Consider the following 25608-nt stretch of genomic DNA (forward strand, 5'->3'; position numbering starts at 1 on the left):
CGATGGACCCGGCATCCGCCAGAAACCGCCAACGCCGGAGCCACGGTCGTCTTCGGCAGCTGGCTGCCGCCCGCCATCAGCGTGGTCTTGGCCTCCGGGGCCACCCCCGAGGCGGAGGGCGCGTCGTCCAGGTCGGAGCCGGACAGCGGCGGCGCGAACACGGTGGCGGGCAGCGGAACGGAGCCGTCCTCGGCACCGGAGTTCACGTCCGTCCCGGCCCACGGCGTGGACCCGGCCGGCACCCCGTCGTTCGCGGTCGGCTCGTACGGCACCTCGCCCCCGCGCCCGAGCGGAACCGGACCCCCCGAAACCGCACCCGCACCGACCCCGGCACCGGCTCCGGCACCGACCCCGGCACCCGAGCCGGAAGAACCCGCACCCGAGCCCGAACCCGAACCCGTCCCGGCACCCGCACCGGCACCCGCACCACCCGCCGGCGGAATCCCCGCCCGGTCCGCCGCCTCCTGCAGCCACTGCGGCGGCGTCAGCATGAACGACGTCTGCTCCGAGTCGATCCGCGGCGGCGGAACCGAAGCCTCCGAAGCCGCCGACGCGGCAGCGGCCCCGTACTCCTCCTCGTACCGCCGGATCACCTCACCCACCGGCAGCCCCGGCCACAACGTCACCTCACCGCTGTCCCGCGCGATGACCAGCCGCTGCCGCCCACCACCGGACACCGGACCGGCCGCCCGGTCCTCGGCCCACACCACGAACCCGAGCCCGAACTCCCGCACCCGCACCTCACGGTGCTGGTACGCGGGCACGTCCCCGTTGATCCACTCCTCGGCGCGCTCCTGCGCCTGCGCGAACGTCACCACGACGCCGTCACCCCTCACCCATGCCGGCACCGGACACTGCAACCGAACGCGCGAATCCGCCGTCCACCATCAGACCGGCCACCGTCTCCAGCTCCGGCGGATTACCCGCCAACCGCTCCAGGAAGGCATCGAAATCGGCACCGCACGGCAGCAACAGACGCTCCACCCGCTCCTGCACCGTCCAGCCGTCCCGGTCGCGCGCGTCGTCGTACGGGGAGAACCAGACGGAGCCCACGCCCTCGCCCTTCACCTTCACCGCGAGCAGCCCGCCCTGCACGAACGCCACGCACAGGTAGTCCTTCGTCAGGTGGTCCCGCAGGCACTTGTTCACGTACACCAGGTCGTTGACCGCCGCCTCCTCACGCACCGTGAAGAACGGCTGGTCCACCAGCAGTCCCAGCTCCACCAGCAGCCCCGCCCCCACCGGCGCACAGCCGCCCGCCGCCTTCAGGAACGAGCGGTACGCCTCCGGCAGCCGGTAGCCGAGGTCCTCCTCGACACCCTGCACCTGCTGCTCCGACACCGACACCAGGGCCTTCGGCAGGCCCAGGTGCGCCGGACGCGCCTCCTGCAGCGGCCGCGCCCCGCGCTTGTCGTGGTCCACCGGAGCGGTCGCCAGACCCGCGTGGTGCCGCAGCAGCGCCTTGACCTCGACCGGGACCAGCTCCATCCGCCGCGAGCCCGCGACGTGGTGCCAGGTCCAGCCGTGCGGGGTCGCCACCGGACCCACCGTGTCCCAGAGCGGGTGCCCGGCGGCACGCATCGCCGCGTTGGCGGACACGAAGTCCGTCAGGCGCAGCTCGTCCACGCCGAAGCCCTCCGGGGGCTCGGCGATCTCCACGGCCGCGCGCGCGTAGCGCGAGAAATCGGGATGACCGTTGCCGTCCATCCGCACCCCGTGGGGATGCCGAGCAGCCCGGACCGGGTCCGGGAAGTGCACGACCTGCCCCGAGTAAGCGGCGTTGGGTGGCGCGGCCTGCTGCCCGAGCCGACCTGTCGTCATGGCGGTAGCCCCCTGCTGGATCTGGCTGGTTCACCACAGCCTATGTGCTCCGGCAAGACCCTCACCCGCCCCCGAGGCGCGCGTGCGCCGACGGGGCGGGAACATCCGAATTGATACGAATATTCGACCCCGCTTCCGCGCGCCAGGTGACATTTGACAGGCTGTCCCGCAGCACGGGGGCGTGCGCGACAGCGACCACCACCGCCGCCACGGGAGGGAAGAGCACCATGCAGACCGCGACGACACGGACCGCGACCACACAGACCGCGACCACGCAAGACGTGGCGCCCCGCACGGGCCGCCCGCAGCCGGCCGACACCGGCGCCGCCGGCGACCCCCGGCTGCGCTGGAGCAGCTCCGGCACCGTCCAGACCACGCCCGTGCTCCGCTTCCGCCGCGACGGCATCCTGCCCACCGTCGCCGCCGCCCTCTCCGTCCGCGGCGAGACCCTCACCGGCACCGCCGGCAAGGGCGACCGGCCGCCCGCCCTGCACCCGCTCGTCCAGGACTTCCACGACACCCTCACCAGCGGCCAGCGCGAACGCTTCACCGGACGGTGTCCCGAGGCGATCCTGCTCTCCCGCCACCTCACCGCCGTCGAGGGCGCCCGCAGCAAGCGCGCCTCCCGCAAGCCGCTCTCCGCGAGCGAGGCCCGCCGCTCCCTCAAGCACGCCCGCATAACCGCCCGCCACATCCGCGAGGACGGCGACCCCCTGCACGGCACCTACGCGCCGCCCTGCCGTTCCTGCGACGCGCTCCTCAACCACTTCGGCGTACGCCCCGTCGACCTCACCCACCCCGAGTAGCCACCATGACCGCGTCCTCCGCCTCCTACGACCGCTCCTCGGCCACCCGCTTCCCCGGACCCGTGGACTCCGCCCTGCGCACCGCCGGATGGGAACCCGGCCGCTGGGACATCAAGCAGGCCGAATACTGGGCCGACGCCCTGCGCGACCACACCACCCCCGCCGGCCACCGGCACACCGTCTTCCCCGCGGCCGTCGAGGCCTGGGCCGAATTCGGCGGCCTCACCCTCAGCGCACCGGGCCCGGGCCGCCAGACGGCCCCCACGGCCGTACGCGTCGACCCGCTGACGGGCCTCCACCTGGCCCGCACCTTCGCCGACCTCGGACGGGCCCTGTCCACCCAGCTCAGCCCGCTCGGCGCCGGCACCGACGGCGCTTCCCACCTCGCCATCGACCTCGAAGGCCGCGTCTACCTCGTCGACCACACCGGCGACTGGTACCTCGGCTCCGGACTCGACGAGGCCCTCACCCTCCTCCTCACCGGCCTCCAGCCCGCCCGCCTCACCACCGGCTGACGGACCCGCGGCACCTACCGGGCCGGCAGCACCGCCGACACCTTGAACCCCCCGCCGTCCGTCGGCCCGGACACGAACACCCCGCCCAGCCCCACCACCCGCTCCCGCATCCCGAGCAGCCCGTTCCCCCCGCTGGGCAGGTCGGCGCCCCGCGCCTCCCCCTCGCACGGCCCGTTCTCCACCTGCATCGCCACCTCCCCCTCCCGGTGCGCCAGCCGTACGACGACCCGCGCGCCCGGAGCGTGCTTGTGGCAGTTGGTCAGCGCCTCCTGCACCACCCGGTACGCCGTCTGCTCCACCTCCGGCCGATAGCCGCCGCCCTCGCCCTGCACCAGCACCTCCACGACCATCCCGGCCGCCCGCGACTGCCCGACCAGCGCCTCCAGCTCCCCGAGCGTGGGCCCCTCCTCCAGCGCCACCGGCGCGGACACCTCCCGCACCACCGGCTGCTTCTCCGGAGCCCGCAGCACCCCCAGCATCTCCCGCAGCTCCGTCAACGCCTGGCGCCCCATGTCACCCACCAGCGCCGCGTTCCGCACCGCCTTCACCGGGTCCTTCGCCGCCACCGCCTGCAGCGCCGCCGCGTGCACCACCATCAGCGACACCCGGTGCGCCACCACGTCGTGCATCTCCCGCGCGATGCGCGTCCGCTCCTCCTGGCGGGCCCACTCGGCCCGCTCCTCCGCCCGGTCCGCCAGCAGCGACAGCTCCCGCTCCAGCGAGTCCGCCCGCTCCTGCAGGCTCTCCATCAGCCGGCGCCGCGCGCCCACGTACAGCCCGAGCAGCACCGGCGGCACGGTCAGCGCCACCGCCATGAACACGGACAGCACGATCACGAGCGTGCCGTCGGCCTCCACGTCCCCGCGGGTCTGCACGTACGTCACCACGAACGTCCCGGCCAGCGACATCGCGGCCAGCGTCGCCAGGATCCGCCGGGGCACCTCGCACGCCGCCAGTGTGTACAGCCCCACCACGCCGAGCAGGAAGCCCATCGTGGCCGGCGTGACGGCGATCCCGACGAGCACCACCGCCACCGGGCGGCGCCGGCGCAGCACCAGGGCGGAGCCCACCAGCGCCCCGAAGAGCACCCCGGCCCACACCGGCACCCCGGCCTCGCGCGCGGTCGGCACCCCCTCGAAGGCGCACTCGACGGCCGAGGCCACCCCGAGCCCCACGTCGAGCACGGCCGCCCGCCGCCGCTCCCACCACCAGGGCCCGTCCCGGCCCGTCCCCTCGCGCCCATCCCCCGTACTGGTCATGCCGTCCAGCGTACGCAGCGGGCCCGGCACGGTGGCGGGCCGAAATCCCGTGAACCGCCGGAGCCGCGGGGCACCGGCCCGCACCACCGTATTGACCGTCGCGTCGAGGGGGCAGGGTGCGGCATAGTAGGAGCGATCAACTTGGACCGGGACGACTGGATATCCGTTTCAGGTTGATTGGCCATCCCCTGTGGTGTAATTGGCAGCACTGAGGCTTTTGGTGCCTTATGTCCGGGTTCGAGTCCTGGCGGGGGAGCTTGGCACACGCGGGTCCCGGCTTCACGGTCGGGACCCGGCCTCGTTTTCGGACTGTGACCCCCCGCTATCCTTCACGGGTCCACCCCCGAAGCCGAAGGGCCCACCCGTGAGCGCAACCCGCCCGGCAGCCGTCGTCGTACTCGCAGCGGGTGAGGGCACCCGCATGAAGTCGGCCACACCCAAGGTTCTGCACGAGATCGCCGGGCGCTCGCTCGTCGGTCACGTGGTCGCGGCCTCCCGCGAGCTGGACCCGACCCACCTCGTGGTCGTCGTGGGCCACGCCCGCGAGCAGGTCGCCGCGCACCTCGCCGACGTCGACGCCGGCGTCCGCACCGCCGTCCAGTACGAACAGAACGGCACCGGCCACGCCGTCCGCATGGCCCTGGAGGAGCTCGGCGGCCAGCTGACCGGCACCGTGATCGTCGTCTGCGGCGACACCCCGCTGCTCACCGGCGAGACCCTGCGCGCCCTCGCGGCCACCCACGAGGCCGACGGCAACGCCGTCACCGTGCTCACCGCCGAGGTCCCCGACTCCACCGGCTACGGCCGCATCGTCCGCGACCCGGCCACCGGCGCCGTGACCGCCATCGTCGAGCACAAGGACGCCACCGACGCGCAGCGCGCGATCCGGGAGATCAACTCCGGGGTCTTCGCGTTCGACGGCGCACTGCTCGCGGACGCGCTCGGCAAGGTGCGCACCGACAACAGCCAGGGCGAGGAGTACCTCACCGACGTGCTGGGGATCCTGCGCGAGGCGGGGCACCGCGTCGGCGCGGCGGTCGGCAGCGACCACCGGCAGATCCTCGGCATCAACAACCGGGTGCAGCTCGCCGAGGCGCGCGCGCTGCTGAACGCGCGGCTGCTGGAGCGGGCGATGCTGGCCGGCGTAACGGTGGTGGACCCGGCGAGCGTGCTCGTGGACGTGACGGTCACCTTCGGGCAGGACGCGGTGGTCCACCCCGGTACGCAGCTGCTCGGTGCGACGCACATCGGCGAGGGGGCCGAGGTCGGTCCGAACACCCGGCTGAAGGACACCCGCGTGGGCGCGGGCGCCCGGGTGGACAACGCGGTGGCGGACTCGGCGGTGATCGGGGACCTGGCTTCGGTGGGCCCGTTCGCGTACCTGCGTCCGGGGACGAACCTGGGTGTGAAGTCGAAGGCCGGCACGTACGTCGAGATGAAGAACGCGACGATCGGTGAGGGCACGAAGGTGCCGCACCTGTCGTACGTGGGTGACGCCACGATCGGTGAGTTCACGAACATCGGCGCGGCGAGCGTGTTCGTCAACTACGACGGTGAGCACAAGCACCACACCACGGTCGGCTCACACTGCAAGACGGGTTCGGACAACATGTTTGTGGCTCCCGTCACCATCGGGGACGGCGCCTACACGGCCGCCGGCTCGGTGATCACCAAGGATGTGCCGCCCGGCGCGCTGGCCGTGGCCCGTGGCCAGCAGCGGAATATCGAGGGTTGGGTGGCCCGCAAGCGTCCCGGCAGTGCGGCGGCGACGGCCGCGCAGTCGTCGGCGGAGAAGGACTCCGGCAGCCATTGAGGTGAACTGACCGGAAACAGGTACGCCCAGGACGGCGTACCGTGATAGGTGCACGCAATTCGGCTGGCTCACCGTGTGCGGGACGGACGCATACGGGGGCGAGCAGCTTTCACACGTCTGAGGAGACAGTGCTGTGACCGGGATCAAGACGACCGGCGAGAAGAAGCTCATGCTCTTCTCCGGCCGCGCCCACCCCGAGCTGGCCGAGGAGGTCGCGCACCAGCTCGGTGTCGGCCTCGTGCCGACCAAGGCTTTCGACTTCGCGAACGGTGAGATCTACGTCCGCTTCCAGGAGTCGGCTCGTGGCGCGGACTGCTTCCTGATCCAGAGCCACACGGCTCCGATCAACAAGTGGATCATGGAGCAGCTGATCATGATCGACGCGCTGAAGCGCGCGTCGGCCCGCTCCATCACCGTGATCGTCCCGTCCTACGGGTACGCCCGCCAGGACAAGAAGCACAAGGGCCGCGAGCCGATCTCGGCCCGCCTGGTCGCGGACCTGCTGAAGACCGCGGGTGCGGACCGCATCCTGACGGTCGACCTGCACACCGACCAGATCCAGGGCTTCTTCGACGGTCCGGTGGACCACCTGTCGGCCCTGAACGTCCTCGCGGACTACGTGGGCGCCAAGGTGGACCGCACGAAGCTGACGGTGGTCTCCCCGGACGCCGGCCGCGTCCGCGTGGCCGACCGCTGGTGCGACCGCCTGGACGCGCCGCTGGCGATCGTGCACAAGCGCCGCGACAAGGACGTCGCCAACCAGGTGACCGTCCACGAGGTCGTGGGTGAGGTCAAGGGCCGCGTCTGCGTCCTGGTCGACGACATGATCGACACGGGTGGCACGATCTGCGCCGCCGCCGAGGCGCTGTTCGCGCACGGCGCGGAGGACGTCATCGTGACGGCCACGCACGGCATCCTGTCGGGTCCGGCGGCCGACCGCCTGAAGAACTCGAAGGTCAGCGAGTTCATCTTCACGAACACCCTGCCCGACCCGTCCGACCTGGAGCTCGACAAGATCACCGTCCTGTCGATCGCCCCGATGATCGCCCGCGCGGTCCGCGAGGTCTTCGAGGACGGCTCGGTGACCAGCCTGTTCGAGGAACAGCAGTAGGGCTCGATGCCGCAGGGCTAGATCCTTTTGGGCGCGGCCTCCCCGCCGGGTACACTCGACGAGTTGCTCGGCGAGGGAGGCCGTACCTGTTTTCCGGTACGGGTGCTCCGTTATCGACGCGCTCTTCGTAGCAGGCCGTTCCGGCCGGGTGACCTCTGTCCGTTTTCGTCACCCCACGAGGAGTGAACATGTCCGAGATCAAGCTTTCCGCGAAGCTCCGCGACTCTTTCGGCAAGGGTTCCGCCCGCCAGTCCCGTCGTGACGCCCTGACCCCGGGTGTCATCTACGGCCACGGCACCACCCCGAAGCACGTCGGCGTCGAGGCGCACGCCCTGATGATGGCGCTGAAGACCCCGAACGCGCTGCTGTCCCTGGACATCGAGGGTGACGGCACCGAGCTGGTCATCTCCAAGGCCGTCCAGCGCCACCCGCTGAAGCGCAACATCCTGCACGTCGACTTCCTGATCGTCCAGAAGGGCGAGAAGGTCACGGTCGAGGTTCCGGTCGTGACCGAGGGCGACCTGGCCGCCGGCGGCAACCTGCTGGAGACCCTCCTGACGACCATCACCGTCGAGGCCGAGGCCACCCACATCCCGACCGAGGTCACCGTCTCCATCGAGGGCCTGGAGGCCGGTGCCTCCATCCACGCCAAGGACCTGGTCCTGCCGGCCGGCACCACGCTGGCCGTCGACGGTGAGACCGCCGTCCTGCAGGTCGTCGCCCCGCAGGCCGAGGAGCCGGCCGCCGCGGCCGCCGAGGGCGACGAGGCCTGAGCCTCGCCCCACCTCAGCAGTTGCTGACCGACCGCCGTCCGGCTCCACTGGAGCGGGACGGCGGTCGTTCTCGTTCACGGGCTTGTTCACGGGTTTAAGGAGCTTTTGATGTCGGACGACGCGGCGCCGTGGCTGATCGTCGGTCTCGGTAACCCGGGGGCGGAGTACGCCGGCAACCGCCACAACATCGGTTTCATGGTGGCGGACCTGCTGGCGGAGCGGATCGGCGGGAAGTTCAAGGCGCACAAGGCGCGGGCGCAGGTGGTCGAGGGCCGGATGGGTCCGCCGGGACCGCTGAACCGCCGGGTGGTGATCGCCAAGCCGCTGTCCTTCATGAACCTGTCGGGTGGTCCGGTGACGGCACTGCGCGACTTCTACAAGGTCCCGCTGGAGCGGATCGTGGCGGTCCACGACGAGCTCGACATCGACTACGCGACGCTGCGGCTGAAGCTGGGCGGCGGCGACAACGGCCACAACGGGCTGAAGTCGATGACGAAGTCGATGGGCGCCGACTACCACCGGGTGCGGTGCGGCATCGGCCGTCCGCCGGGCCGGATGCAGGTCGCGGACTTCGTGCTCAGGGACTTCTCCTCCACGGAGCGCAAGGAGCTGGACTGGTTCGTGGACCGGTCCGCGGACGCGGTGGAGTGCCTGGTCCAGGAGGGCCTGGAGCGCGCCCAGTCGGCGTACAACTCCTGATCCGGTCGTGTGACGAGGAAGCCCCCCGCCTGTGGCGGGGGGCTTCTCGCGTGTACGGGACCGGTCAGCCCGTGTTGCGCAGGCCGGCGGCGACGCCGTTGACGGTCAGCAGCAGGGCCCGGGCCAGCAGCGGGTCGGGGTCCTCGCCGCGGGCCGCGGCCTGGCGCTGGCGGGCCAGGAGGGAGACCTGGAGGTAGGAGATCGGGTCCAGGTAGGCGTCGCGGACGGCGAAGGTCTGCTGGAGGACGGGCTGGGAGTCGAGGAGCTGCTCCCCGCCGGTGATGCGCAGGACCTCGCGGACGGTGAGCTCGTGCTCGGCCTGGATCCGGTCGAAGACGTGCTTCAGTTCGTCCGGGACGAGGGTGTCGACGTAGTGGCGGGCGATCCGCAGGTCGGTCTTGGCCAGCGTCATCTCGACGTTGGACAGGAAGTTGCGGAAGAAGTGCCAGCGCTCGCCCATCTCGGCGAGGACGGTGTCCTGGCCGGCCTCGCGCAGGGCCTTGAGGCCGGAGCCGACGCCGTACCAGCCGGGGACGATCTGGCGGGACTGGGTCCAGCCGAACACCCACGGGATGGCGCGCAGACCGTCGAGGCCGGCGCCGGAGTCGGGGCGGCGGGAGGGCCGGGAGCCGAGGTGGAGGTCGGCGAGCTGGTCGACGGGGGTGGCCGCGAAGAAGTAGGCGGGGAGGTCGGGGTCCTCGACGAGTTCGCGGTAGGCGCCGTGGGCGGCGTCCGAGACGATCTCCATGGCCGCGTCCCAGCGGGTGAGGGCGTCGTCGGACTGGCGCGGGGCGGTGTGCAGGGCGGAGGCCTGGAGGGTGGCCGCGACGGTCAGCTCCAGGTTCTCGCGCGCCAGGGAGGGCACGAGGTACTTGTCGGAGATGACCTCGCCCTGCTCGGTGACCTTGATCTCGCCTTCGAGCGTGCCCCACGGCTGGGCGAGGATCGCGTCGTGCGAGGGGCCGCCGCCGCGGCCGACGGTGCCGCCGCGGCCGTGGAAGAGGCGCAGGCGGACGCCGTGGCGGTGGGCCACGTCGCGCAGGCGGCGCTGGGCGCGGTGGATCTCCCACTGGCTGGTGGTGATGCCGCCGAACTTGCTGGAGTCGGAGTAGCCGAGCATGACCTCCTGGACGTCGCCGCGCAGGGACACGAGGCGGCGGTAGGAGGGGTCGGCGAGCATCTCGTCGAGGATGACGTCGGCGGCGCGCAGCTCGTCGGTGGTCTCCAGGAGCGGGACGATGCCGATCTTGGCCCATCCGGCGTGGAGGTCGACGAGGCCGGCCTCGCGGGCGAGGACGGCGGCGGCGAAGACGTCGTCGGCGCCCTGGCACATCGAGATGATGTAGGACTCGATGACCTCGGGGCCGAACTTCTCGAAGGCGTCCTTGATGGCGGAGAAGACGCCGAGGGTCTTGTGGCCGGCCGCGTCGAGGGGGGCCGGGGTGGGCGCGAGGGGGCGGCGGGAGCGGAGTTCCTTGGCGAGGAGCTTCTGCCGGTAGTCGCGCGGCATGTCGGCGTAGCGCCAGGACTCCTCGCCGAGCCGGTCGAAGAGCTGGCCGAGGGCGTGGTGGTGGGCGTCGGCGTGCTCGCGTACGTCCATGGTGGCGAGCTGGAGGCCGAACGCGGCCAGGGTGCGGATGGTCCGGTCCATGCGGCCGTCGGCGAAGAGGGCGCCGCGGTGTTCGCGCAGGGAGGTCTGGATGAGGGTGAGGTCGGCGAGGAGCTCGGCGGTGCCGAGGTAGTCGCGGCCTTCCTCGTGGGGGGTGCCCTTGGCGAGGCGCTCGCGGGTGTTGAGGAGCTTCTGCCGGATGCAGGTGGCCTTCAGGCGGTACGGCTCCTCGGCGTTCAGCCGCTTGTAGCGCGGGCTGATCTCGGGGAGGCGCTCCAGGTCGGCCTGGAGGGAGGCGAGGAGTTCCTCGGTGGCGCCGGCGATGCGGATGGAGTTGGAGAGCAGGCTGCGCAGGAAGTCGACGAGTTCGAGGGCGTCGGTGATGCCGTGCTCGTGCTGGAGGATCAGGACGTCGCGGGTGACCTGCGGGGTGACGTTGGGGTTGCCGTCGCGGTCGCCGCCGATCCAGGTGCCGAAAGTGAGGGGGCGGGTGCCGGCGGGCAGTTCGACGCCCACGCGCTGGAGCTCGGCGGCGAGGTCCTCCAGGACGTCGCCGACGGCGCCGGCGTGCAGCTCGTCGAGGTAGTAGATGGCGTTGCGGGCCTCGTCGGCGGGCTCGGGGCGTACGACGCGCAGTTCGTCGGTCTGCCAGACGAGGTCGATGTTCTCGGCGAGCCGCAGGTCGTGGCGGCGTCGGTCACCGGCGCCGGAGACGGGCTCCTCCAGGAGGGCGGCGATGCGGCGCAGCTTGTTCAGGACGCTGCGGCGGGCCGCCTCGGTGGGGTGGGCGGTGAAGACGGGGCGGACGTTGAGGTTCTTGACCGTCTCGCGCAGGTGCTCCGGGTCGGCGTCCTTGAGCATGTCGGCCGTGCGGGCGAGGAGCCCGCCCTCGGCGGCGCGGTGGGCGCGCAGTTCCTTGCCGCGGTGCACCTGCTCGGTGACGTTGGCGAGGTGGAAGTAGGTGGAGAAGGCGCGCACCAGCTTGGCGGCGGTCTCCAGGTCGATGTCGCCGAGGAGGGCCGCGGCGGCTTCGCCGTCGGTGCGGGTCAGGGCGCGGACCCGTTCGACGAGGTCGAGGAGTTCCTGGCCTTCCTGGCGGACGAGGGTCTCGCCGAGGAGGTCGCCGAGGCGGCGGATGTCCGCGCGCAGCTCCGCGTTCGCCGTCTGCGCCGTCCGCGTGGGGGCGGAGGGGTCGGCGGGCTGGGTGACGGGGGCCTGGGCGGCCTGGTCAGCACTGCTCACAGGTGCGGCTCCTTGCAGTGTTCGAGCGCTACTGGGCTGTGGGCTCCCGGGGTGTGCGGCCGTGCCGGTCGTGCTGCGCAGCCCGGGCTGCCCGTGCGGACCGCGCTGTCCGACGACACCAGGATAGGTGGACTGTCCCTGTGCCCTGGCAGAGCGCCCGCCCTTTGGACTCGGTTCGCGCGGGTGGCGCCGTCGGGGCGTCGTCCTGTTGCCGCGGGGGCCGCCTTTGCCATACTTACGTTGCCGTAGGTTACGGATCCGTAGGTCCGTGGCCCGGCGCCTGCCGGCTTCTCACCCCCCAGGGGAACCCCACCATGACCATGAGCCCCGGACTGATCGAGGATTCCTCGGCGGCTTCCGCGCCCTCCGCGACGCGCGGTGGCGAGCAGAAGCGCTCCGTGGAGCAGATCGCGCTCCTGCTGTTCATCACCGTGCCGTTCCTGGCGCTGCTGGCGGCGGTGCCGCTGGCCTGGGGCTGGGGGGTGACCTGGCTGGACCTGGGCCTGATGGTGTTCATGTACTTCCTGGCCTGCCACGGGATCACCATCGGCTTCCACCGCTACTTCACGCACGGTTCCTTCAAGGCGAAGCGGCCGCTCAGGATCGTGCTGGCGGTCATGGGGTCGATGGCGGTGGAGGGGCCGCTGGTGCGATGGGTGGCCGACCACCGCAAGCACCACAAGTACTCCGACCACGAGGGCGACCCGCATTCGCCGTGGCGGTTCGGGGAGACGCTGCCTGCGTTGGTGAAGGGCCTGTGGTGGGCGCACATCGGCTGGCTGTTCGACGAGGAGCAGACCAACCAGCAGAAGTACGCCCCGGACCTGATCAAGGACCCGGCGATCCGGCGGATCAGCCGTGACTTCGTGTTCTGGACGGTGCTGTCGCTGGCGATCCCGCCGCTGGTGGGCGGTCTGGTGACGATGTCCTGGTGGGGTGCGTTCACGGCGTTCTTCTGGGGTTCTCTGGTGCGCGTGGCCCTGTTGCACCACGTGACGTGGTCGATCAACTCGATCTGTCACGCGGTGGGCAAGCGGCCGTTCAAGTCGCGGGACCGGTCGGGCAACGTGTGGTGGCTGGCGGTGCTGTCGTGCGGTGAGTCCTGGCACAACCTGCACCACGCGGACCCGACGTCGGCGCGGCACGGGGTGCTGCGCGGGCAGGTGGATTCGAGCGCCCGGCTGATCCGCTGGTTCGAGCTGCTGGGGTGGGCCCGGGACGTGCGCTGGCCGTCCGGGGCGAGGATCGACGCCCGGCGCAGGGAAAACACGCCGAACGCGGCATGATGGGGGACGTGGCGATCGACGGCAGCAGTACCAGCAGCGACAAGCCCAGGCGAGGACGCCGGGTCCGGATGACGGGCGCCGAACGGCGCCAGCAACTGCTGGACATCGGCCGCACCCTGTTCGCGGAGAAGGGCTTCGAGGGCACCTCGGTGGAGGAGATCGCGGCCAAGGCCGGGGTGTCCAAGCCGGTGGTGTACGAGCACTTCGGCGGCAAGGAGGGCCTGTACGCGGTGGTCGTGGACCGCGAGATGCGGCAGCTGCTGGACGGGGTGACGGGCGCGCTGACGGCCGGGCATCCGCGGGAGCTGCTGGAGCAGGCGGCGTTCGCGCTGCTGGACTACATCGAGAACTACACGGACGGTTTCCGGATCCTGGTGCGGGATTCGCCGGTGGCGCAGTCGACGGGCACGTTCGCGTCGCTGATCAGTGACATCGCCACGCAGGTGGAGGACATTCTGGGGCTGGAGTTCAAGGCCCGGGGTTTCGATCCGAAGCTGGCCCCGCTGTACGCGCAGGCGCTGGTGGGGATGGTGGCGCTGACGGGCCAGTGGTGGCTGGAGACGCGGCGCCCGAAGAAGGCGGAGGTGGCGGCGCACCTGGTGAACCTGGCCTGGCACGGGCTGGAGAACCTGGAGGCGCGGCCGCGGCTGGTGGGCCACCGCAAGAGCTGAGGTCCGCGGGAGGCCGCGGGTGCGACGGCGCCCCGTCACCGGGAGGTGTTCTCCGGTGGCGGGGCGCCGTCGCGTCGCCGTACGGGGGGCGTGCGGGCCGGCCGGCCGTCGGGCCGTCAGCCGTCCGTGGGACCGCCGGCGTCGGGGGCGTGGGGCTCCAGGAACTCGAGCCGGTTGCCCACGGGGTCGTGGGAGTAGAAGCGCCGGTGGCCCGGCAGGTTGTCGTCCCAGACGACGTCGGCGCCGCGTTCGCGGATTCTGTCCGCGTACGCCTCGATGCCGGTCACCCGCAGCCCGGGGTGCGCCTTGCGGGCCGGCCGGAAGTCCTCTTCCACGCCCAGGTGCAGCTGGACGCCTCCGGCGGTGAACCAGCAGCCCCCGCGCGCGGCGAGGACGGGCGGTTTGGAGATCTCCCGCATGCCCAGGACGTCTTGGTAGTAGGCGCGCAGCTTGTCCTCCGACCCGGGCGGCGCGGCGAGTTGGACGTGGTCGACTGCGGTCAGCATGGTCATGCCTCCTTGTGGGCGACGGCGAAGATGCGGCGGAACGGGAAGACGGTACCCCGGGGGCCCGGCGGGTAGGCGGCGCGCAGGGCCTCGCGGTATTCGGTGAGGAAGCGGTCGACGGCCTCGCGGTCGTCGCCGAGGGCGGTGAGGACGGGCCGCAGGGCGGTGCCCTTCACCCAGTCGAGGACCGGGTCGGCGCCCTGGAGGAGCTGTGAGTAGGTGGTCTCCCAGACGTCGACGGCGCAGCCGAGTTCGGTGAAGCGGGCCAGGTATTCGGCGGGTTCGAGGATGTGGATGTAGCGGGCGCCGTGTCCGGCGAGGCGGTCGCGCCAGCGCGGGGTGTCGCACAGTTCGGCGAGGAGCCGGTGGCTGGGGGCGGTGAAGTTGCCGGGGATCTGGAAGGCGAAGGTGCCGCCGGGGCGCAGGCCGTTGATCCAGGCGGCGAAGGAGCCGGGGTGGCTGGGCACCCACTGCAGGGCCGCGTTGGAGACGATCAGGTCGTAGGTCTCCTCGGGCATCCAGTCGGCGAGGTCGGCGTGGCGGAAGTCGAGCCGGCCGCCGCCGGGGGTGGGTCCGGCGTGTTCGTCGGTGGCGCGCTGGAGCATCTGCGGGGAGAGGTCGAAGCCGGTGATGCGGGCGTCGGGCCAGCGCTCGGTGAGGAGCGCGGTGACGTTGCCGGGGCCGCAGCCGAGGTCGGCGATACGGGCGGGGCTGGTGGGGAGCTCGGGTATGCGGTTCATCAGGTCGAGGAACGGGCGCGTGCGGTGACCGGCGTGGCGGAGGTACTGCTGGGGGTCCCAGACGGGTGCGGAGCCGTCCAGGGAGTGGGGGCGCACGGCCGGCGCGATATCGGAATGCATGTTCGAGCCTCCCTACTGGTGGGGCGGTCGGAAGCGGAAGCTGTTCCGGCACCCTCCATGCCCCATGCTCGGCCAGACTATATCTCGATGTCAAGATTCTCGATTTGAAGAGACTTCATGTCGACAGACCCCGTACACTGATCGGCATGGAGGACGAGGTCGACCGACTGGTCGCGGCATGGCGGCGAGAGCGCCCTGACCTCGACGTGGAACCGCTCGAAGTGCTCAGCCGCGTCAGCCGGCTCGCGCGCCACCTCGACCGGGCCCGCAGGCTCGCCTTCTCCGAGCACGGCCTGGAGCCGTGGGAGTTCGACGTCCTGACCTCGCTGCGGCGCGCCGGCGCGCCCTACCAGCTCTCCCCCGGACAGTTGCTGACGCAGACGCTCGTCACCTCCGGCACCATGACCAACCGCATCGACCGGCTGGCCAAGAAGGGCCTCGTCGAGCGGCTGCCCGACCCCAGCGACCGGCGCGGGGTGCTGGTCCGGCTGACGCCCGAGGGGCGCGACCGCGCCGACCAGTCCCTGGCGGGACTGCTGGCCCAGGAACGCGCGATCCTGGCCCAGCTCTCCACCAGCCAGCGGGGCGAGCTCGCCGGGCTGCTACGCCAGTTGACCGCTCCGTTCGACAACATCCCCGGCTAGCTCCGCGGGGCGTACGCCGGCCCGCCGGGCCAGCGCCACGGCCGCCAGGGTGGAGTGCACCCCGAGCTTGCCCAGCACGTTCTGCATGTGCGTGCGGACGGTGTGCGGGGACAGGAACAGCCGCGCGGCCACGTCCTTGCGGCCCAGCCCCGCCACCATGCAGCGCAGCACCTCGTGCTCGCGCGGGGTGAGGGACTCCACGAGCCGTTCGCTGTCGCTGCGGTGCTTGCGGGCGGCCGTCAGCTCCCGGAGCACCCCGGTGAGCAGGGCGGGCGGCAGGTGGGTCTCCTCGCGCAGCACCCCGCGGACGACGGCCAGCAGCCGCGAGAGCGAGCAGTCCTTGGCGACCCAGCCCGAGGCGCCCGCCTGGAGGGCGAGCGCGGCCCGGCGCGGGTCGTCGCGCTCGGCCAGGACCACGGTGCGCACGCCGGGGTGCGCCACCCGGACGCCCGCGACGAGGGCGATCCCGTCGGCCGGCGGCGGGGCCGGGCCGGAGCCCGCTTCCCGCTGGCCGGGCACGGCGCCCGACGCGGCCGCGCCGGCGCCGAGGTCGGCGTCGACGAGCAGCACGTCGTAGCGGCGGCCTTCCGCCACCGCGCGCTCCAGGCAGCGCGTGGCCGCGGGACCGCTGCCGGCCGCGGACACGTCCACGTCCGGCTCGGCCGCGAGCGCGGCTGCCAGAGACTCGGCGAAGATGCGGTGGCCGTCGACCACCAGGACCCGGATACGAACCACAGAACCCCCAAGGGTCGGGGAACGGACGACTACGGGTACGGCGCCCGGCCGGGTGGCCCACAGCCCCCGCGGCCGCCGCCGCGACATCTGTGCACTACCCCGGACCGGACGCCGTACCCGGCGTGTCTCGACCCCTGAATCAACACCGGCCCCCACCGGTGTCACGCATCAGCGTAGAGCGGGCGGGGTCCCGCGGTTGGCCGAATAGCAGAAGTTTTTCGAGCGATTTTCCGGTGGGACGGTCCGCAACGGCCTTGGCAGTGGCTTGTTTTCAACCTTCCTGGCGGTGCCGGAGGCGGATTTCCGACCGGCGTGTGCCGCGGGCAGTTGCACGAGGGGCATTTCACCCGGCGTACGCACGCCGGGCGCCCGCGCGCGGCGCCTGCCCGCCGCGCCCGGCCCCCACGCGCGCGCCCCCCGCACCGGTCGGGTGCGGGGGGCGCGGCAGGGGTCCGAGAGGGGCCCGGGGGTCAGGAACGGCGCTCGCGGGCGAAGTTCCAGGCGTCCGTCACGATGTTGGTGAGGTCCGAGCGGGTCGGGGTCCAGCCGAGGCGCTCGTGCGCCGTGCGGGCGGAGGCGACGAGGACCGCCGGGTCCCCGGCCCGGCGCGGGGCGACGACCTCGGGGATCTCCCGGCCGGTGACCTTGCGGACCGTCTCGATGACCTCGCGGACCGAGAAGCCGCTGCCGTTGCCGAGGTTGCACACCAGGTGCTCGCCCTCGGCGGCGACGCGCAGCGCGGACAGGTGGGCCTCGGCGAGGTCGGCGACGTGGATGTAGTCGCGGACGCAGGTGCCGTCGGGGGTCGGGTAGTCGTCGCCGAACACCGAGATGGACTCGCGCTGTCCGAGGGCGACCTGGAGGACCAGCGGGATCAGGTGCGTCTCGGGGTCGTGGCGCTCGCCGAACTCGCGGTAGGCGCCGGCCACGTTGAAGTAGCGCAGCGAGACGGCGGCGAGGCCGTGCGCCGCGCACTCCCCCGCGATCATGTGGTCGACGGCCAGCTTCGAGGCGCCGTACGGGTTGGTCGGCGCGGTCACCGAGGTCTCCGTCAGCGCGCCTTCGGCCGGCTCCCCGTAGGTCGCGGCGGTGGAGGAGAAGACGAGCCGGCGCACCCCGGCCTCCCGCATCGCGGTCAGCAGCGCGAGGGTGCCGCCGACGTTGTTGTCCCAGTACTTGCCGGGGTTCACCACGGACTCGCCCACCTGCGAGGAGGCGGCGAAGTGCAGCACGGCGTCGTAGGAGGAGTCCAGGTGGTCGGCGGCGTCCTGGATCCGGCCGTCGATCAGCGTGGCGCCGGCGGGGACGCCCTCGGCGAAGCCGGTGGAGAGGTTGTCGAGGATGGTCACCTCGTGTCCGGCCTCCAGCAGATGGGCGGCCACGACGCTGCCCACGTATCCGGCACCGCCGGTCACCAGGTACTTGCTCACTCGCACTCCTCTGTATCGCGTCCATCGCGCAGGCACGCGGATGCGCGTGCTCTGGTGACTGGCTTACCGGATTCCACGCTTCCGAGGAAATCGCGGCCTCCCGGCACCGTACCCGCCCGCCCGGACGGGCGCCGCCGCCCGTACCCGGCGGCCCGGGCGCGGGCCGGGACGCGCTGTGCGGGGTCAGGCCCCGGCCGGCCCGTCCCCCGAGCCCTGCGGCCGCTCCCGCACGGGCAGCGCCGCCCGGTCCAGCAGCCCGGTGCGCGCGGCCAGCGCGGCGGCCTCCAGCCTCGACCCCACGCCGAGCTTCATCAGTACCCGCTGCACGTGTGTACGGGCCGTGCTCGGCGCGATGGCCATGCCGGCCGCGATCAGCCGGGTGTCCTCGCCCTCCGCGACCCGGACCAGCACCTCGACCTCCCGCGGCGTCAGCAGCCGCAGCAGCCGGCTGCCCTCGTCGTCGGGCTGCGCCGAAGGGTTCAGCAGCTCCGCGAAGGCCCCCTGGAGCAGCTGGGGGGCGATGGCGACCTCCCCCGCCCGGGCCTTGGCCAGGGCCCGCTCGACGCCCTCGATGCGCTCGTCCTGGCGTACGTACCCCGAGGCGCCGGCGGCGAAGGCCGCGGCTATCCCGCGCGGGCTCGGTACGGGGCCCAGGACCACCACGGCGATCTGCGGGCGCTCCCGCTTGATCCGCACCACCGGTTCGAAGACCCCGGGCTCCGCCGGGGCGGCGGTGCCGAACAGGCACACATCCGGGGCGCGGCCGATGACCAGTTCGGCGGCTCCGGCCGCCGGCGCGGCCGCCGCGAGCACGCGGTGCCCGCGCAGCTTCAGGGCCGAGGCGAGCGCCTCGGCCAGCAGACGGTGCTCGTCGACCACCATGACCCGTACGCCCATCAAGGCTCCCACCCCAGATCCTTCTGACCCGGCAAGCTACACGCTTGTTCGACGGGGCGTGCCGGTTACCGCGCGAAAGCCCCCGATCGGTGGGGACCGTCCGGGGGCTCTCGGCGCAGGGGGAGGGGCGGGCGTCAGCTCGCCGCGAAGGAGACGAAGAGGAACTCGGGGTCGGACTTCTCCGAGTACGGCTTGCGCACCGTGGTGCGGGAGATGAACAGGCGCCCGTTGTGGTAGCGGAACTCCGAGTGGTCCAGCGAGAACGCGGTCTCCACGCGCTGGCTGGCCTTGTCGACCGGGTTCTGCATGAGCAGGGTCTCCTTCATCGTCTTGCCGTCGATGCTGACGATCTGGCCGCCGCCGTCGTACGGGGGGACCTTGTAGGCGATGATGTTGGACCCGTCCATGCGCAGCGGGTACATGGTGTACTTCTCGCCCGCGTCGGCGCGGTCGCTGGTGGCCTTGCCGGTCTCCAGGTCGAAGGAGACGATCTCGTTGGTGCGGCCGACGGAGGCCGAGCCCTGGTGCTCGTACGTCGGCAGGTAGACCTTGCCGTTGCCGACGACCATCTTCGAGCACTGCTCGACCTCGGTGGCGGGGCACTTGGGGGCGTAGCTGCCGGCGGAGAGGCCGATGCGGGTCTTGAGCTGGCCGGCGTCGTCGAGGACGAACAGGTCGCTGACGTTGGTGGCGTTCTTGGCGGTGTTGCCGACGTTGGCGGCGATGATGAGCGGCTTGGTGGAGATGATGCCGGCCCACTCGATGCCCGCGGACAGCTTGTACTGGTACTTCGGCGCGCCGGTGGCGGGGTCGAGGGCCTGCGCGTACAGGGTCGGGCTGGAGCCGCGGCCGCACTTGCGCAGGACGGCGAGGGCCTCGCCGCCGGCGTAGCCCATGTCGTAGCAGCCTTCGCCGTCGGTCTTCGGGGTCCACAGGGACTTGCCGTCGGCGAGGTTCCAGGCGGCGCCGCCGTAGAGGCCGCCCGCGGCGACGGTCTGGCCGCTGATGGTGACCTCGCTGAAGGCGACCGGCTTGTCGCCGCCGGTGGCGGACTTGGCGGTGGCGGACCAGAGGAGCTTTCCGGTGTTCAGGTCGACGACGCCGACCTGGGTGCACTGGGGGTACTTCTTCTCGTTGGTCGCCATGCCCTCCTCGAAGAGGATGGCGGTCTTGTTGTCGCTGATGTGCTTGGTGGCGCCGCAGACGTTGGCGGGGAGCGGGAGCTCCCACTTCTTGCCGCCGTCGACGAGGTTGTAGCCGACGACCTTCGCCAGGTCGGACTTGGCGTAGGTGGTATCGGTCAGCCAGGAGCCGTCGACGGAGACCACGTCGGCCGGGGCCGGGCTGGGGACGTTGACCAGCGTCTTCGACTTGGGGTTGGACGGGACCTTCTCGCTGCCGGGGGTGCCGGCGGGGGCCTTGTCGCCGTCGGGGGAGCCGCTGGCGCCGCCCGCGGTCGGCTGCCCGGAGCCGCCCTCGTCGCCGGAGACGTACCAGAAGCCGCCGCCGATGATGAGCGCCATGGCCAGGACGGCCGCGCCGACGATCGCCAGCTGGTTGCGCTTGTCGTTGCCGCCGCCCGTGGGCTGGGGCTGTGCCGGGGCCTGGAGGGTGCCGGGCTGCTGCGGGTAGCCGTAGCCGGGCTGCGTCTGGGGCTGCGGGTAGCCGTAGCCGGCCTGGGGGGACGGGACGGTGGGCGGCTGGGCGGGGGGCTGCGGGGGGCCGGCCGGCGGCGGGCCGCCGAAACCGCCGGAGGGCGGCTGGCTGGGGGGCGGCGGGGTACTCATCGCTTGCTACTGCCTCTCGGTGGGGCGCTCGGTGGGACGCTCGGTGGGCTCGTTCACTTGCCGAAGACCATCAGGAGCCGCTCCTCCGTGTTGTTGCCGTTCAGCCTGGAGGCGGAGGTGAAGTACCGGCCGTCCTCGAAGGCCCGCACCTGGTAGGTGACCATCGCGCTCTCGATGTTCGCGGAGGGGCCGGAGGGCATGCGCAGCAGCGTCTTGGGCTGGCCGCCCGCGGCCGGCATGGAGACGATCTCGCCGGGTTCGCGCAGGGCGCCGGCGCGGTAGGCGATGAGCTGGCCGTTCGCCGCCTTGACCGGGTACCAGTTGCGCTTGTCGCCCGCCTTCTGGCGCCACTTGGCCTTGCCGGTGGCGAGGTCGAAGGCGACGACCTCGTTGTCGAAGCCCTTGCTGGTGGTGGTGCGCAGGTAGAGGGTGTCGCCGTCGACGACGGAGTTGCCGCAGCCCTGGAGGCTGTCGGAGGTGCTTGCGTTGCAGTTGGTCTCGAAGGAGCCCTCGGCGGACATGCTGGCGCGCTTCTTGCCGTCGGGCGTCAGGGAGATGATGGCCCGCTTGTTGTCGTCCGCGTTGTTGAGGTCCCGGTTGCTGATGTCGAGGACGATCGGGGAGACGGACAGGACGCTGGTGACGCGGAAGCCCTTGGGGAGCCGGTAGGACCAGGTCTTCTTGCCGGTGACCGGGTCGGCGTCCTGGACCTCGATGGTCTTGTCGTCGTCCATGCACAGGGCGACGGCGAGCAGCTTGCCGTTGCCGGCGGCGTAGTGGGTCGGCTGGCATCCCTCGGGGGTGTTGCCGGAGAAGAGCTTGTCGCCGGTGGAGAGCTTGTGGACGGTGGTGTTGGCCATCCGGTTGACGACGAAGACGTCACCGGTGAGGTTCATGGACACGGAGCCGCCGCCGTCGAAGAGGTTCTCCTTGGCGAGCTCCTTGGTCCATCCCTCCTTGCCGGCCTTCAGGTCGAAGAGCTTCATCTGGTTGCAGGTGGCGTTGGAGCCCTCGCCGTCCTTGACGGCGAGGACGGTCTTGCCGTCGGCGGTGGTCTGGTCGGCCCAGCCGCAGATCTCCGTCTTGAAGTCGACCTTCCACTTCTCCTTGCCGTCGGTGACGGCGTAGGCGATGACGGATTTGCCGACGGTCTTGACCACGCTGTCGCCGACCACCCACATCGCCGGGGCGGGGATGCCCGTGTCGCCGCCGGCCAGGAGCTTGGCCGTCTTGAGCCACAGCGCCTTGTCCTCGCCGGGCTTGCGGCCCGCGTTGAGGTCGGTCTGCTCGCCCATGCCGTTGCCGCTGCCGTCGCCCTTGTCCACGGACGGGGAGCCGGCCGGCTTGGGGTCGGTGGGCGCCGAGGCCTGCGCGGCGGGCTTCTTGGAACCGTCGTCGTCACTCAGGAAGGTGAACCAGGCGCCGGTGCCGAGCACGAGGACGCCGGCGACGGCCGCCGCGACGATGATCGCGCCCTTGCGCCTGCCGCCCCGTCCGCCGGGGGCCGGCGGGCCGGGGGGCGTGCCCGGCCCGGGCGGCGGGAAGCCGTAACCGCCCTGCTGGGCGAGCGGCTGCGGCACCGTCGGCGGCTGCTGCGCGTACGGGTTGGGGCCCTGCGGCGGGTACCCGTAGCCCTGCTGCGGCGGCCCGGGCAGGTGTCCGTAACCGGAAGGGGACGGCGGCTGGTTCGGCGGCTGGGGCGGCTCGGTCATCAGCGCATACCTTCGGGTTCGGGCGGTGGGGGCGGTCCGGGAGATCGAAAAGAACCGACCCTTTCTATCACTCGTGGCCGGTACGCACCGGGCCGGTCGCACCCCTGTTCCCAAGGGAGGACCGGCCCGTGACACGGCCGTTATGCGCCCGGCCGGCGTTTTCCCGGGCCCTGGCGGGCCCGGTGGACTCAGGCTTCTTCGGCCAGTTCCAGCCAGCGCATCTCCAAGTCGTCGCGCTCGGAGATCAGTTCCCGCAGCTCCGCGTCGAGCTTGGCGACCTTGTCGTAGTCGGTGGAGTGCTCGGCGATCTGGGCGTGCAGGTTCGTCTCGCGGTCCGACATCTTGTTGAGCTGCCGCTCGATCTTCTGGAGCTCCTTCTTCGCCGCCCGCGAGTCCCCGGAGGACGTCGACTTGGCGGCGGCGGCCGGGGCCGGCGCCGGGGCGGCGGCCTCGATCATCCGCCGGCGGCGCTCCAGGTACTCGTCCAGTCCGCGCGGCAGCATGCGCAGGCTCGCGTCGCCGAGCAGCGCCATCACGGTGTCGGTGGTGCGCTCGATGAAGAACCGGTCGTGGGAGATCACGATCATCGAGCCGGGCCAGCCGTCGAGGAGGTCCTCCAGCTGGGTGAGGGTCTCGATGTCGAGGTCGTTGGTGGGCTCGTCGAGGAAGAGGACGTTGGGCTCGTCCATGAGCAGGCGCAGGATCTGCAGCCGGCGCCGTTCGCCGCCGGAGAGGTCGCCGACCGGCGTCCACTGCTTCTCCTTGGTGAACCCGAACTGCTCGCACAGCTGGCCGGCCGTCATCTCGCGGCCCTTGCCGAGGTCGACGCGGTCGCGGACGCGCTGGACGGCCTCCAGGACGCGCAGCGAGGGGTCGAGCTCGCCGACCTCCTGGGAGAGGTAGGCCAGGCGCACGGTCTTGCCGACGGTGACGGAGCCCTCGGCGGGCTGGGCCTCGCCCTGGGTGCGGGCGGCCTCGGCGAGGGCCCGCAGCAGGGAGGTCTTGCCGGCGCCGTTGACGCCGACGAGGCCGACGCGGTCACCGGGGCCCAGGTGCCAGGTGAGGTGCTTGAGCAGGGTCTTGGGGCCGGCCTGGACGGTGACGTTCTCCAGGTCGAAGACGGTCTTGCCGAGGCGGGCGTTGGCGAAGCGCATCAGCTCGGACTTGTCGCGCGGCTCCGGCACGTCGGCGATCAGCTCGTTGGCCGCCTCGATGCGGTAGCGGGGCTTGGAGGTGCGGGCGGGGGCGCCGCGGCGCAGCCAGGCCAGCTCCTTGCGCATCAGGTTCTGCCGCTTGGCCTCTTCGGTGGCGGCGATCCGCTCGCGTTCGGCGCGGGCGAAGACGTAGTCGCTGTAGCCGCCCTCGTACTCGAAGACGTCACCGCGCTGGACGTCCCACATCCGGGTGCAGACCTGGTCGAGGAACCAGCGGTCGTGGGTGACGCAGACGAGGGCGGAGCGGCGGGCCTGGAGGTGGCCGGCCAGCCAGGAGATGCCCTCGACGTCGAGGTGGTTGGTGGGCTCGTCGAGGACGAGGAGGTCCTGGTCGGCCATGAGCAGCTTGGCGAGCGCGATGCGGCGGCGCTCGCCGCCGGACAGCGGGCCGATGACGGTGTCCAGGCCCTGGCCGAAGCCGGGCAGGTCCAGGCCGCCGAAGAGACCGGTGAGGACGTCGCGGACCTTGGCGTTGCCGGCCCATTCGTGGTCGGCCATGTCGCCGATGATCTCGTGCCGGATGGTGGCGGCCGGGTCGAGGGAGTCGTGCTGGGTGAGCACGCCCATCTGCAGGCTGCCGCTCTGCGTGACGCGGCCGGAGTCGGGCTCCTCCAGCTTGGCGAGCATCCGGATCAGGGTGGTCTTGCCGTCGCCGTTGCGGCCGACGACGCCGATCCGGTCTCCCTCGGACACGCCGAGGGAGATGCCGTCGAGCAGGGTACGGGTGCCGTACACCTTGCTGACTGCCTCGACATTGACCAGATTGACGGCCATCAGACGCGCTCCAGGGAAGGGGTGTGGATCAGCCCCTCAGCCTAACCCTCCGGGCCGACGCGGAACGTTCCACCAGCCAGGCGCCCCCCACTGCCATGCCGATGGCGGCGGGTGCGGTCACCGGGAAGGCGATCAGGACGGCCGTGTGGCCCTCCAGGAGCCCGCCGAGGCCGGTCATGGACAGGCCGAGGATCCCCAGCAGGCACAGGGTGGTGCCCAGGGCGGCGGCGGGCCCGCTGCCGGTGGCGCCGGCGCCCTCCGCGATCCGGGTCCGGGCGGCGGGCGGGGCGGCGGGCGGGGCGGCGGGCGCGGGCCGGGGCGCCTCGAAACGGCGGAAGCAGGCCACGAGCGCGGCGGTGAGGGCGGCGGCGAGCAGGATCCGCGGCGGCACCTGCGCCCACCAGGCGGCGGTGGCCGGCTCGGGCAGCGCCAGGCCGGCGGCGAGCTGGGCGGCGTACACGCCGAGCATGGCGGTCAGGTGCCACAGGAACGCGGTCATGGCGACGCCGTTGGCGGCGACGACCCCGCGCCACACGCGCGGCCGGGCCAGCCACGCCGTCGCGGGCCGCGCGAGCAGCTGGACGGCGCCGACCAGCCACATGCCGTGGCAGAGCAGGGCGAGGGTGGGCGGGGCCATGTTGGAGACCTTCTCCCCCGGCATCCCGACCATGGACAGCGGGTACGGTCCGGCCGCCACCAGCAGTACGGCCCCGGCGAGCCCGGCGGCGCCGAGGACCGCGGGACGGGTGATGCGGCCGTCGGCGCGCAGGAAGCCGAGCTGGTGCACGGCGAGCCAGACGAAGGCGAAGTTCAGGAACTCCGCGTACGGGACGCCGAGCGCGAAGCGCAGTACGTCGACCAGGGCCGCGGCGCCGGCCAGGGCGGCGAAGGCGCCCCAGCCCCAGCGGGCGTGCAGCCGCAGCAGCGGCGGGGTGAGGGCCACCATGGCCAGGTAGATCCCGATGAACCACAGCGGCTGCGTGACCATCCGCAGCGCGGCACCGGCCAGCCGGCCGCCGTCCGCCCCGGCGAGCTGCACGAGCAGTGCGAGCGCGGCCCAGACCAGGACGAAGACCAGGGTGGGCCGCAGCAGCCGCTGGAGGCGGGCGCGCAGGAAGGCCGCGTAGACGGGCCGGCCCTCGCCGCGGCGTTCCAGCGAGCGGTACGACAGGGCGTGCGAGAAACCGCCGACGAAGAAGAACACCGGCATGACCTGGAGCCCCCAGGTGAGCACCTGGAGCGGGGGCACCAGCGCGAGCAGGTTCCCTATGCCGTCGGTGCTGACGGCGGCCATCAGCCAGTGCCCGCACACCACGGTGGCGAGCGAGGCGACCCGGAGAAGGTCCACGTACCGGTCGCGGGAGGCGGGCGTGGCGGCGGCCATGGCGCGTGCGCTGACTGTCATGCCCACTACGGTCGCGGGCGCACTCGGTGCGGCGACAGG

The 25608-nt window shown here is 72.2% G+C and carries 21 protein-coding genes, 1 tRNA gene and 1 pseudogene; 10 read left to right on the top strand and 13 right to left on the bottom strand.

All coding sequences use genetic code 11. From position 1 onward, the window contains the following. Positions 1 to 818, bottom strand: a pseudogene (locus SSNG_RS14320) (hypothetical protein); the annotation flags it as partial. A gap of 7 nt (positions 819 to 825) precedes the next feature. Further along, positions 826 to 1821, bottom strand: a complete 996-nt coding sequence (locus SSNG_RS14325; RefSeq protein ID WP_007264550.1) for an SMI1/KNR4 family protein — start codon at positions 1819 to 1821, stop codon at positions 826 to 828. A gap of 227 nt (positions 1822 to 2048) precedes the next feature. Between SSNG_RS14325 and SSNG_RS14330 the strand changes: the two genes are divergently transcribed. Together SSNG_RS14330 and SSNG_RS14335 are read left to right on the top strand one after the other, a co-directional pair. Next, positions 2049 to 2627, top strand: coding sequence for a YwqJ-related putative deaminase (locus tag SSNG_RS14330; RefSeq protein ID WP_128636963.1), 579 nt, complete (start codon positions 2049 to 2051; stop codon positions 2625 to 2627). A gap of 5 nt (positions 2628 to 2632) precedes the next feature. Next, positions 2633 to 3142 (top strand): SUKH-3 domain-containing protein, encoded by a 510-nt coding sequence (locus tag SSNG_RS14335; protein ID WP_007264552.1) that lies wholly within the window; start codon positions 2633 to 2635, stop codon positions 3140 to 3142. Positions 3143 to 3156: 14 nt separating this feature from the next. Here SSNG_RS14335 and SSNG_RS14340 read toward each other — a convergent pair whose 3' ends face one another. Next, positions 3157 to 4401: a histidine kinase gene (locus tag SSNG_RS14340; RefSeq protein WP_042803498.1), complete on the bottom strand. Its 1245-nt coding sequence runs from the start codon at positions 4399 to 4401 to the stop codon at positions 3157 to 3159. A 184-nt stretch (positions 4402 to 4585) separates the two neighbouring features. Here SSNG_RS14340 and SSNG_RS14345 point away from each other — a divergent pair. The 5 genes from SSNG_RS14345 to pth all read left to right on the top strand — a co-directional run bounded on the left by SSNG_RS14345 (position 4586) and on the right by pth (position 8797). Next, positions 4586 to 4657 (top strand) — tRNA-Gln (locus SSNG_RS14345). Between the two features lie 108 nt (positions 4658 to 4765). Then, complete coding sequence (gene glmU, locus SSNG_RS14350; protein WP_007264554.1) at positions 4766 to 6214, top strand: bifunctional UDP-N-acetylglucosamine diphosphorylase/glucosamine-1-phosphate N-acetyltransferase GlmU; 1449 nt, start codon at positions 4766 to 4768, stop codon at positions 6212 to 6214. Positions 6215 to 6347: 133 nt separating this feature from the next. Further along, positions 6348 to 7325, top strand: coding sequence for a ribose-phosphate diphosphokinase (locus SSNG_RS14355; RefSeq protein ID WP_007264555.1), 978 nt, complete (start codon positions 6348 to 6350; stop codon positions 7323 to 7325). Between the two features lie 188 nt (positions 7326 to 7513). Then, a complete protein-coding gene (locus SSNG_RS14360; protein WP_042801010.1) occupies positions 7514 to 8098 on the top strand; it encodes a 50S ribosomal protein L25/general stress protein Ctc in 585 nt (194 codons plus the stop codon). A gap of 108 nt (positions 8099 to 8206) precedes the next feature. After that, the gene (gene pth, locus SSNG_RS14365; RefSeq protein ID WP_042801011.1) at positions 8207 to 8797 is read left to right on the top strand and encodes an aminoacyl-tRNA hydrolase; all 591 of its coding nucleotides are present in this window, start codon (positions 8207 to 8209) and stop codon (positions 8795 to 8797) included. Positions 8798 to 8861: 64 nt separating this feature from the next. Here the strand turns inward: pth and ppc are convergent, their stop codons facing one another. Then, positions 8862 to 11555, bottom strand: coding sequence for a phosphoenolpyruvate carboxylase (gene ppc, locus SSNG_RS14370; RefSeq protein WP_050779868.1), 2694 nt, complete (start codon positions 11553 to 11555; stop codon positions 8862 to 8864). Between the two features lie 407 nt (positions 11556 to 11962). Here ppc and SSNG_RS14375 point away from each other — a divergent pair, with 407 nt between their 5' ends. Both SSNG_RS14375 and SSNG_RS14380 read left to right on the top strand, forming a co-directional pair. Next, a complete protein-coding gene (locus tag SSNG_RS14375) occupies positions 11963 to 12934 on the top strand; it encodes an acyl-CoA desaturase (protein WP_007264560.1) in 972 nt (323 codons plus the stop codon). Further along, on the top strand, positions 12931 to 13605 hold the full coding sequence (locus tag SSNG_RS14380) for a TetR/AcrR family transcriptional regulator (RefSeq protein WP_094191986.1): 675 nt from the start codon (positions 12931 to 12933) through the stop codon (positions 13603 to 13605). Before SSNG_RS14375 ends, SSNG_RS14380 begins: the two co-directional genes overlap by 4 nt. A 116-nt stretch (positions 13606 to 13721) precedes the next feature. Here SSNG_RS14380 and SSNG_RS14385 read toward each other — a convergent pair whose 3' ends face one another. Together SSNG_RS14385 and SSNG_RS14390 are read right to left on the bottom strand one after the other, a co-directional pair. Then, positions 13722 to 14111, bottom strand: coding sequence for a VOC family protein (locus SSNG_RS14385; RefSeq protein WP_007264562.1), 390 nt, complete (start codon positions 14109 to 14111; stop codon positions 13722 to 13724). 2 nt (positions 14112 to 14113) lie between these two features. Beyond that, positions 14114 to 14971, bottom strand: a complete 858-nt coding sequence (locus tag SSNG_RS14390; RefSeq protein WP_007264563.1) for a trans-aconitate 2-methyltransferase — start codon at positions 14969 to 14971, stop codon at positions 14114 to 14116. A 146-nt stretch (positions 14972 to 15117) separates the two neighbouring features. Between SSNG_RS14390 and SSNG_RS14395 the strand changes: the two genes are divergently transcribed. Next, complete coding sequence (locus SSNG_RS14395; protein ID WP_007264564.1) at positions 15118 to 15615, top strand: MarR family transcriptional regulator; 498 nt, start codon at positions 15118 to 15120, stop codon at positions 15613 to 15615. Here the strand turns inward: SSNG_RS14395 and SSNG_RS14400 are convergent. The 7 genes from SSNG_RS14400 to SSNG_RS14430 form a co-directional block, all read right to left on the bottom strand. Further along, positions 15574 to 16350, bottom strand: coding sequence for a response regulator transcription factor (locus SSNG_RS14400; RefSeq protein WP_042801013.1), 777 nt, complete (start codon positions 16348 to 16350; stop codon positions 15574 to 15576). The genes SSNG_RS14395 and SSNG_RS14400 overlap by 42 nt on opposite strands. A gap of 470 nt (positions 16351 to 16820) precedes the next feature. After that, positions 16821 to 17780 carry a UDP-glucose 4-epimerase GalE gene (gene galE, locus SSNG_RS14405; RefSeq protein WP_042801014.1) on the bottom strand — a complete coding sequence of 320 codons (960 nt, stop codon included), beginning with the start codon at positions 17778 to 17780 and terminating at the stop codon, positions 16821 to 16823. A 183-nt stretch (positions 17781 to 17963) separates the two neighbouring features. Further along, on the bottom strand, positions 17964 to 18677 hold the full coding sequence (locus tag SSNG_RS14410) for a LuxR C-terminal-related transcriptional regulator (RefSeq protein WP_007264567.1): 714 nt from the start codon (positions 18675 to 18677) through the stop codon (positions 17964 to 17966). A 134-nt stretch (positions 18678 to 18811) separates the two neighbouring features. Continuing rightward, positions 18812 to 20464 (bottom strand): PQQ-binding-like beta-propeller repeat protein, encoded by a 1653-nt coding sequence (locus SSNG_RS14415; RefSeq protein ID WP_007264568.1) that lies wholly within the window; start codon positions 20462 to 20464, stop codon positions 18812 to 18814. 53 nt (positions 20465 to 20517) lie between these two features. After that, entirely contained in the window at positions 20518 to 22176 is a 1659-nt protein-coding gene (locus SSNG_RS14420) for a PQQ-binding-like beta-propeller repeat protein (RefSeq protein WP_007264569.1), read from the bottom strand. 188 nt (positions 22177 to 22364) lie between these two features. Continuing rightward, positions 22365 to 24164, bottom strand: a complete 1800-nt coding sequence (locus SSNG_RS14425) for an ABC-F family ATP-binding cassette domain-containing protein (protein WP_042801015.1) — start codon at positions 24162 to 24164, stop codon at positions 22365 to 22367. A gap of 28 nt (positions 24165 to 24192) precedes the next feature. Then, positions 24193 to 25569 (bottom strand): acyltransferase, encoded by a 1377-nt coding sequence (locus tag SSNG_RS14430; protein WP_042803506.1) that lies wholly within the window; start codon positions 25567 to 25569, stop codon positions 24193 to 24195. Positions 25570 to 25608 lie beyond the last annotated feature (39 nt).

Origin of the sequence: Streptomyces sp. C (assembly GCF_000158895.1) — a bacterium.
Lineage (GTDB): Bacteria > Actinomycetota > Actinomycetes > Streptomycetales > Streptomycetaceae > Streptomyces > Streptomyces racemochromogenes.

Coding starts and splice junctions, on each gene's coding strand:
- SSNG_RS14325 (WP_007264550.1), bottom strand. CDS start 1,821: ATGACGACAGGTCGGCTCGGGCAGCAGGCCGCGCCACCCAACGCCGCT.
- SSNG_RS14330 (WP_128636963.1), top strand. CDS start 2,049: ATGCAGACCGCGACGACACGGACCGCGACCACACAGACCGCGACCACG.
- SSNG_RS14335 (WP_007264552.1), top strand. CDS start 2,633: ATGACCGCGTCCTCCGCCTCCTACGACCGCTCCTCGGCCACCCGCTTC.
- SSNG_RS14340 (WP_042803498.1), bottom strand. CDS start 4,401: ATGACCAGTACGGGGGATGGGCGCGAGGGGACGGGCCGGGACGGGCCC.
- SSNG_RS14360 (WP_042801010.1), top strand. CDS start 7,514: ATGTCCGAGATCAAGCTTTCCGCGAAGCTCCGCGACTCTTTCGGCAAG.
- pth (WP_042801011.1), top strand. CDS start 8,207: ATGTCGGACGACGCGGCGCCGTGGCTGATCGTCGGTCTCGGTAACCCG.
- SSNG_RS14375 (WP_007264560.1), top strand. CDS start 11,963: ATGACCATGAGCCCCGGACTGATCGAGGATTCCTCGGCGGCTTCCGCG.
- SSNG_RS14380 (WP_094191986.1), top strand. CDS start 12,931: ATGATGGGGGACGTGGCGATCGACGGCAGCAGTACCAGCAGCGACAAG.
- SSNG_RS14385 (WP_007264562.1), bottom strand. CDS start 14,111: ATGCTGACCGCAGTCGACCACGTCCAACTCGCCGCGCCGCCCGGGTCG.
- SSNG_RS14390 (WP_007264563.1), bottom strand. CDS start 14,971: ATGCATTCCGATATCGCGCCGGCCGTGCGCCCCCACTCCCTGGACGGC.
- SSNG_RS14395 (WP_007264564.1), top strand. CDS start 15,118: ATGGAGGACGAGGTCGACCGACTGGTCGCGGCATGGCGGCGAGAGCGC.
- SSNG_RS14410 (WP_007264567.1), bottom strand. CDS start 18,677: ATGGGCGTACGGGTCATGGTGGTCGACGAGCACCGTCTGCTGGCCGAG.
- SSNG_RS14415 (WP_007264568.1), bottom strand. CDS start 20,464: ATGAGTACCCCGCCGCCCCCCAGCCAGCCGCCCTCCGGCGGTTTCGGC.
- SSNG_RS14420 (WP_007264569.1), bottom strand. CDS start 22,176: ATGACCGAGCCGCCCCAGCCGCCGAACCAGCCGCCGTCCCCTTCCGGT.
- SSNG_RS14425 (WP_042801015.1), bottom strand. CDS start 24,164: ATGGCCGTCAATCTGGTCAATGTCGAGGCAGTCAGCAAGGTGTACGGC.
- SSNG_RS14430 (WP_042803506.1), bottom strand. CDS start 25,569: ATGACAGTCAGCGCACGCGCCATGGCCGCCGCCACGCCCGCCTCCCGC.